Consider the following 7,918-nt stretch of genomic DNA (forward strand, 5'->3'; position numbering starts at 1 on the left):
CGCATGAACAGGCTAAGCTGCTCGGCCTCGACAACCAGGTCCTGGCGCAGCTCGTCTCCGGCGCCGTTCTCGACGAGCAGGCTCGCAAGCTCGGGCTTGGCCTTTCCAAGGACCGGCTGGCCGAGCTGACGCGCGAGGATCCGGCCTTCAAGGGTCCAGGCGGCCAGTTCGACCGCAGGACCTTCGAATATCTGCTGAGCCAGATCGGCATGCGACCCGAGGACTATCTGAAGAACCGCTCGCAGGTGGCGGTCCGCCAACAGATCGTCGAGGCGATTTCCGACGGCCTCAAGGCGCCGCAGACCTTCCTGAAGGCGGTCGCGCTCTATCGCGGAGAGGACCGCACGATCGACTATCTCGTCCTGCCGAAGACACTCGTCCAGCCGATCGAGGCGCCGTCCGACAGCGCGCTGAAAACCTATTTCGAAGCCAACAAGAAGAACTACGCCGCGCCGGAATACCGCAAATTCTCCTATATCCGGCTTGAGCCGCAGGACATCATGGACCCGACGGCGGTCACCGATCAGCAGGTCGCTGACGACTACAACAAGAACAAGGCGCGCTATACGACGCCCGAAATGCGCACCATCGAACAGCTGGTGTTCAAGACGCCGGACGCGGCCAAGGCGGCATTTGACTCCCTGAAGGCCGGCGCCACCTTCGACAAGATCGTCACCGCAGAGGGCAAGACGCAGGCCGACACCGTGCTCGGCACGCTGGCAAAGGACAAGATCGCCGACAAGGCGGTGGCCGACGCAGCCTTCTCGCTCAACGTCAACGAGGTCAGCCCGGTGGTTCAGGGCGCCTTCGGCCCGGTGCTCTTGCGCGTCACCGAGATCAAGCCGCAGGTGGTGAAGCCGCTTTCGGAAGTGTCCGACCAGATCCGCAAGGATCTTGCGCTCGGCGAGGCAAGCCGCGTCCTGCTCGACGTCCACGACAGCTACGAGGACACCCGCGCTTCCGGTGCCTCGCTTGCCCAGGCGGCCGACAAGCTAAAGCTCAAGGTCGTCACCATCGACGCCATCGACCGCACCGGCCAGCGGCCGGACGGCACGATCGTCAACGACCTGCCGCAATCGGCGGACCTCATCAAGGCCGTCTTCGAGGCCGAGCCGAACACCGAGAATGAAGGCCTGACCACTGCCGCCAACGGCTTCGTTTTCTATGAAGTCCAGTCGATCACGCCGGCGCGCGACCGCACGCTGGACGAGGTTCGCCAGAAGGTGGTGGCCGACTGGACCGCGGCCGAGACCGACAAGCGGCTCACCGCCAAGGCCGGGGAGTTGGAAAAGCGCCTCAAGGCCGGTGCGACGCTCGACGTGATCGCGGGCGAGCTTAAGCTCGAGAAGCAGACCAAGCGCGGCCTGAAGCGCGAAGCCGACGATGCCGATTTCGGCAAGGAGGGCGCGGCGGCCATGTTCGGCGTCGGCGAAGGCAGCACGGGCCTGATCCCCTCGCCCACCGGCGACGGTCAGATCCTGTTCAAGGTTGCCGAAGTCTTCGAACCTGCCGGTGCCGATGGCAGCTCTGTCCCGGAAGACGCGCAGAAATCTTTCAGCGCCGGCATATCCGACGACCTGCTCGATCAGCTGGTGGCGCAGCTGCAGTCGCAATATGACGTTCGTATCGATCCGGCCGCCGTTTCCCAAGCACAGACACGATGAGCGCGCTTAAGACATATATCGCCAAGGTCGCGACCGGCACCGCGCTCTCCTTCGAGGAAGCGCGCGAGGCCTTCGACATCATCATGTCGGGCGACGCGACGCCGGGGCAGATCGGTGGCTTCCTGATGGCGTTGCGCGTGCGCGGCGAAGCCGTGAGCGAGATCTCCGGCGCGGTCGCCACGATGCGCGCCAAGATGCTCCGCGTCGAAGCCCCGCGCGGCGCCATCGACATCGTCGGCACCGGCGGCGACAATTCGCACTCGGTGAACATTTCGACCGGATCGGCATTCGTCATCGCCGCCGCGGGTGTTCCGGTGGCCAAGCACGGCAATCGCGGCCTGTCCTCGCTGACCGGCGCGGCGGATGTGCTGATGGCCCTCGGCGTCAAGGTCGACATCGCACCGGAGACGATCGGCCGCTGCATCCAGGAGGCCGGCGTCGGCTTCATGTTCGCGCCAGCGCATCATCCGGCGATGAAGCATGTCGGTCCTGTCCGGGGCGAGCTCGGCACGCGCACCATCTTCAATCTGCTCGGGCCGCTGTCGAATCCAGCCGGCGTCGGCCGGCAGATGGTTGGCGTCTTCCTGCCCGAATGGATCATGCCGGTGGCTGAGACGCTGAAGGCGCTGGGTACCGATCATGCCTGGATCGTGCACGGCGACGGTTATGACGAGATCACCACCACGGGCGAGACGCAGGTCGCAGAGCTCGCCGGCGGCGAGATCCGCACCTTTACCCTCACTCCGGAAGCGGTCGGACTGAAGCGGCATAACAAAGAGGATCTGCGCGGCGGCGAAGCGGCCTACAATGCCAAGGCATTGCGCGATATGCTGGGCGGCGCTGCCGGCGCTTATCGCGACACCGTGCTGATGAATGCCGGCGCCGGGCTGGTGGTGGCCGGCAAGGCGACGACGCTCGGCGATGGCATCGAGGCAGCAGCGCAGGCCATCGACAGCGGCCGGGCGCTCGCGGTGCTCGACAAGCTCATCGAGATTTCGAACGGTTAGAATTTTGTCCGATATCCTGCGCAAGATAGAAGCCTACAAGCGCGATGAGATCGCCGCCGCAAAGCTCAGCGCGCCGCTTGCCGAGGTCAAGGCGAAGGCCAAGGATGCGGAACCCCCGAGCAGCTTCCTTGCGGCGCTTGAGGCCAAGCGGAAGGCCGGCGGCTTCGCGCTGATTGCGGAGATCAAGAAGGCCAGCCCTTCCAGGGGCTTGATCCGCGCCGACTTCGACCCGCCGGCGCTCGCCAGGGCCTATCAGCAAGGCGGTGCTGCCTGTCTTTCGGTGCTGACCGACGCACCGTCCTTCCAGGGCGCGCCCGGCTTTCTGACCGCAGCGCGCGCCGCCGTTGGCCTGCCCGCCCTGCGCAAGGATTTCCTCTTCGACCCGTATCAGGTTCATGAAGCCCGCGCCTGGGGCGCGGACGCGATCCTCATCATCATGGCGAGCGTCGACGACGCCTTGGCCAGTGAATTGGAAGTCACGGCCTTCGATCTCGGCATGGACGCGCTGGTCGAGGTGCATGACGAACAGGAGATGGAACGCGCGCTTCGCCTCTCGTCGCGGCTGATCGGCATCAACAACCGCGATTTGAGAACCTTCGAAACCAGCCTCGACGTTTCCGAGAGGCTTGCCGCCATGGTCCCGGACGACCGGCTGCTGGTCAGCGAGAGCGGCATCTTCACCCATCAGGACTGCCGCCGGCTGGAAAAGAGCAAGATCGGCACCTTCCTCGTTGGCGAAAGCCTGATGCGGCAGGCCGACGTGGCCGCCGCGACCGCCCTTCTGCTGACGGGCAAGGCGCCGGCCGAGGCCGTTTGAGGATGCCCGCGCTTACGCATCTCGGCGCCAAGGGCGAAGCCAACATGGTCGATGTCGGCGGCAAGGCCGAGACGACGCGCACGGCCATCGCCGAAGGGTATGTCACCATGCAGCCGGAAACGCTGGAGATGATCCTGGCCGGCGACGCCAAGAAAGGCGACGTGCTTGGCACGGCGCGCCTCGCCGGCATCATGGCGGCCAAGAAGACGCATGAGCTCATCCCGCTTTGCCATCCCCTCCTTCTCACCAAGGTTGCCGTCGAGATCGAGCCCGATCGCGCGCTTCCCGGCCTGAGGGTCACCGCGCTTGCCAGGGTTACCGGCAAGACCGGGGTCGAAATGGAGGCGCTGACCGCGGCGTCGGTTGCCTGCCTCACCATCTACGACATGGCCAAGGCAGCGGACCGCGCCATGGCGATTTCCGGCATCAGGCTGGTCGAGAAAACCGGCGGCAAGTCGGGCGACTACAAGGTAGGTCCTTAGCATGGCTTTGCTTCCGGTCGCCGAGGCGCTCCAACGCCTGTTGGACGGCGCGACCGCGCTGCCAGGCGAAAGCGTGCCGCTGGCCGACGCGTCCGGTCGGGTGCTGGCCGACCCCGTGGTGGCTCTGCGCACCCAGCCGCCCTTCAATGCGTCGGCGATGGACGGCTATGCCGTGCGGGCCGCCGACGTAGCCTCGGCGCCGGCGCGGCTCTCCGTGATCGGCATGGCGCCCGCCGGGCGTGGCTTCACCGGCTCTGTCGGCAAGGGCGAGGCCGTGCGCATCTTCACCGGCGCGCCGCTCCCCGAAGGCGCCGATACCATCGTTATCCAGGAGAATGTCCGCGATCTCGGCGGCGGCGGCATCGAAGTGACCGAGCCGACCGTGGAGGGACGAAACGTCCGTCGCCGCGGCCTCGACTTCTGCGAGGGCGACCTGCTCCTCGAAAAAGGCCGCCAGCTCGATCCGGCGGCGCTTTCGCTGGCGGCATCGGCCAACCATCCGAGTCTCAACGTGGTGCGGCAGCCGCTGCTCGCCATCATCGCCACCGGCGATGAATTGCTGCCGCCGGGCAGCGCGCTCGGCCCCGACCAGATCATCTCGTCGAATGCCTGTGGCGTCACAGCTACGGCCCAGTCGGTCGGCGCGCGCGCGCTCGACCTCGGCATTGCCGCCGACCGCAAGGACGCGATCGCGGCCCTGGTCAAGAAGGCGGTCAAGGCCGGCGCCGACGTCATCGTCACGCTTGGCGGCGCCTCCGTCGGCGACCACGACTTGATCCATGACGTGCTGACCGGCGAAGGCATGCAGCTCGACTTCTGGAAGATCGCCATGCGTCCCGGCAAGCCGCTGATGTTTGGCCGGCTCGGCGACATTCGCTGCATCGGCCTGCCCGGCAATCCGGTCGCAAGCCTGGTCTGCTCGCAGCTGTTCCTGAAGCCGCTTCTGGCGCGGCTGGGCGGCCGGTCCTGCCGTCAGGAAATCCGCACGGCCCGGTTAGGCGTCGCAATGCACGCCAACGATCTCAGGCAGGACTATGTGCGCGCCGTGGTCCGCGAAGATGCGGGGGGGTTGATCGCAACACCGTTCGGCACCCAGGATTCCTCGATGTTGAGGATGCTCGCCGATGCCAATGGCCTGATCGTGCGCCAACCCTTCGCACCGGCGGCTGAAGCCGGCGAGGAGTGCACCGTTCTGATGTTACGCTGAACAAAACGTCAACACATTCACTAAACTTTAAACGGTTGCGGAACACAACTGGAACAGATAGTGTTTGTTCTGGGTTTGTTTTTCTGATTCTGGTTTCAGAACCCATGGGGGCCGCCATGCTGACGCGCAAACAACATGAACTGCTGATGTTCATCCATGAACGGCTCAAGGAAAGCGGCATTCCGCCGTCTTTCGATGAGATGAAGGAAGCGCTCGACCTTGCCTCGAAATCGGGCATCCACCGCCTGATCACGGCGCTGGAGGAGCGCGGTTTCATTCGCCGGCTTCCGAACCGGGCGCGTGCCCTTGAAGTGCTGCGCCTACCTGACTCGATCGCGCCCGGCCTCAATGCGGCGAAGAAGTTCTCGCCGAGCGTCATCCAGGGCGGCCAAGGCAATCTCGGCCGCCAGATCAAACCCGCGGCGCCCGCCCGCACGCCGACGCCCAGCAATGACGACGACGCCGTTTCAGCCGTCTCCATCCCGGTGATGGGTCGCATTGCCGCCGGCGTGCCGATCGACGCCATCCAGCACCAGACGCATTCGATCACAGTGCCGCCGGACATGATCGCGGGCGGCGAGCACTACGCGCTCGAGGTCAAAGGCGATTCGATGATCGAGGCCGGCATCTTCGACGGCGACACGGTCATCATCCGCAACGCCAGCACTGCGAGCCCCGGGGAGATCGTCGTGGCGCTGGTCGATGACGAGGAGGCGACGCTGAAGCGCTTCCGCCGCAAGGGCGCCTCCATCGCGCTCGAGGCTGCCAATCCGGCCTATGAGACGCGCATCTTCGGTCCCGATCGCGTCAAGGTTCAGGGCAAGCTCGTCGGGCTCATCCGCCGCTACTGAGGGGGCTGTGGCTTGGCCTCCGGCTTCTCGGGCTTCTTGTAAGGCGCCAACCCCCTCGCCTCACGCGAGTAGCGCCGCTGTTCGTGCCAAGGGCGGTACGGTTTTTCGACGGCGTATTGAATGGTTGCTCGCGCCGTCGCCGATTGCGGATCGAAGAAGACGGCGGCACTGCCGTCGCGCGCGAGCTGCCGCTTGGTGACGACGAGGATACGTGGATCGTGGCAGGGATTGTAGGCCGTGGCGTCGTTGATGACGATGAGGTCTGCGAAGTCGCAGGCAGGCCGGGCAGCTTCGCGGTTCTCGGCGAGCGCGACGATCGCGCCTGATGGATGCCGGCCAATGCAGAGATCGCCCGTGCAGTAAAAGGGCGATCCAGGCGGCAGGTCGACCGGATCGGCCAAGTCCAGCGTGCCCTTGGCGAATGTCTCCGGCGGCACGATCGTTTCGGCCTTGAGCGCACGTTTCCAGTTATCGGTGGTGAACTCGTTGGAGCGGGCGCGATTGATGGCGAGTTCGCCGCCGCCGATCGGCATCGCCACCAGATGCGCGTCCTCCGAGATCAGCAGGTCCGGCGTGCGCACCTGCGGGATGATCATCACGGCCGCGGCAGCGAAAGGAATTGCGGCCAGCCTGAGCCAGGTAGTCGCCATCGTGGCGATGACGAGCGCGATCGTCGCCAGCAGCACCGAATGGATCGAGATCAGGCCCACGGCATCGACCGGCGACCACTCCGAAATCCACGCCGAGATCGCGATCATCGCCGCCAGGCCCTTGCCCATCAAATAGAGGAAGGGCCCGTCGAAGCCGAACGGCATCATGACCGCGCTGGCGACGGCGAGAAACATCACGATCGTGACGATCGGCATGATCGCGAGATTGGCCAGCAGGCTGAGCGGCGAGACGCGCTGGAAATGCCAGATGGCAAACAGCGCCGTGGCACTTCCGGCAATGATCGACGTCATTGCGGCGCCACCTGCTCCGACTGCCAGTTTGTGCGACATGAACCGCAGGAACGAACGCTTGTCCGGCGGCGCTCTCACCTTGCCGGCGCGGTAGTCGGACCAGCCGGCATAGGCGCCGACAAGGGCGGCGGTTGCCGCGAACGACATCTGAAAGCTCGGGCCAACCACTTCATGCGGCGACACCAGGATGACGGCGATGGCCGAGATCGCCAAGTTGCGCATCGTCAGCGCGGCGCGGTCGAAAAGCACGGCGATCAGCATGACGGCCAGCATGATGAAGCTTCGCTCGGCGGCGACCACCACGCCGGAGATGACGAGATAGGCGGCGATCGACATAAGCGCGATTGTCGCGGCATATTTCTTCACCGGCCGGCGTGACGAAAAATCCGGGAACAGCGCAAAGGCGCCGCGCAGCAGAAGCATGACCGTGCCGGCGACCAGCGCCATGTGCAGGCCCGAAATCGAGATGATGTGATAGATGCCGGTCCGCCGCATCGCCTCGTTGATGTCCTCGGGAATGCCGGCGCGCACGCCGACGATCAGTGCGGCGGCAATCTCGCCTTCGGGTCCGCCGACGGTGCTTCTGATGTGGTCGGCAATATTTTCGCGCGCGTTCTCGATGGCCGAGGCGATGCTCGTCTGAGCGATCGGGTCGGTTGGCGGAATGACTTTCGGGTCGCCGAGGAAAAATCCGCTGCCGCCGATGCCGGAAAAATAGCTGTCGAAGGAAAAATCATAGCTTTCGGGACGGACCGGCCCGGTCGGCGGCAGAAGCCGCGCGTAACCCATCACCAGCGATCCGGCCTTCATGCCGGCCGGGATCCTGCGTGCCGAAAGCCTGACGCGATCCGGCGCGTAGCGCAGCTTTGGATGCGCGGTCGAGACGAGATCGATGGTTAGCCTGACGCGGCCATTGGCCATTTCCTCG

7 protein-coding genes are annotated in these 7,918 nt (G+C 65.3%); 6 read left to right on the forward strand and 1 reads right to left on the reverse strand.

Going from position 1 to position 7,918, the window contains the following annotated elements:
* The 6 genes from EOA79_RS26615 to lexA form a co-directional block, all read left to right on the forward strand.
* Positions 1–1,664: peptidyl-prolyl cis-trans isomerase (locus EOA79_RS26615; RefSeq protein WP_128293443.1), on the forward strand; the 1,664-nt coding region annotated here is incomplete at its 5' end.
* Positions 1,661–2,671: an anthranilate phosphoribosyltransferase gene (trpD, locus tag EOA79_RS26620; protein WP_067319924.1), complete on the forward strand. Its 1,011-nt coding sequence runs from the start codon at positions 1,661–1,663 to the stop codon at positions 2,669–2,671. The genes EOA79_RS26615 and trpD, both read left to right, overlap by 4 nt.
* A 1-nt stretch (position 2,672) precedes the next feature.
* Complete coding sequence (trpC, locus tag EOA79_RS26625; protein ID WP_206522094.1) at positions 2,673–3,488, forward strand: indole-3-glycerol phosphate synthase TrpC; 816 nt, start codon at positions 2,673–2,675, stop codon at positions 3,486–3,488.
* Positions 3,489–3,490: 2 nt separating this feature from the next.
* Positions 3,491–3,970, forward strand: a complete 480-nt coding sequence (moaC, locus tag EOA79_RS26630; RefSeq protein ID WP_095825377.1) for a cyclic pyranopterin monophosphate synthase MoaC — start codon at positions 3,491–3,493, stop codon at positions 3,968–3,970.
* 1 nt (position 3,971) lies between these two features.
* On the forward strand, positions 3,972–5,177 hold the full coding sequence (gene glp / locus EOA79_RS26635) for a gephyrin-like molybdotransferase Glp (protein WP_095825376.1): 1,206 nt from the start codon (positions 3,972–3,974) through the stop codon (positions 5,175–5,177).
* 116 nt (positions 5,178–5,293) lie between these two features.
* Positions 5,294–6,028 carry a transcriptional repressor LexA gene (gene lexA / locus EOA79_RS26640; protein WP_066992799.1) on the forward strand — a complete coding sequence of 245 codons (735 nt, stop codon included), beginning with the start codon at positions 5,294–5,296 and terminating at the stop codon, positions 6,026–6,028.
* Here lexA and EOA79_RS26645 read toward each other — a convergent pair.
* Positions 6,022–7,918 (reverse strand): ComEC/Rec2 family competence protein (locus tag EOA79_RS26645; RefSeq protein WP_164893957.1); only part of this gene is annotated, 1,897 nt, incomplete at its 5' end. The two genes, lexA and EOA79_RS26645, sit on opposite strands and share 7 nt — an antisense overlap.

Origin of the sequence: Mesorhizobium sp. M1A.F.Ca.IN.020.03.2.1 (assembly GCF_004023205.1) — a bacterium.
Lineage (GTDB): Bacteria > Pseudomonadota > Alphaproteobacteria > Rhizobiales > Rhizobiaceae > Mesorhizobium.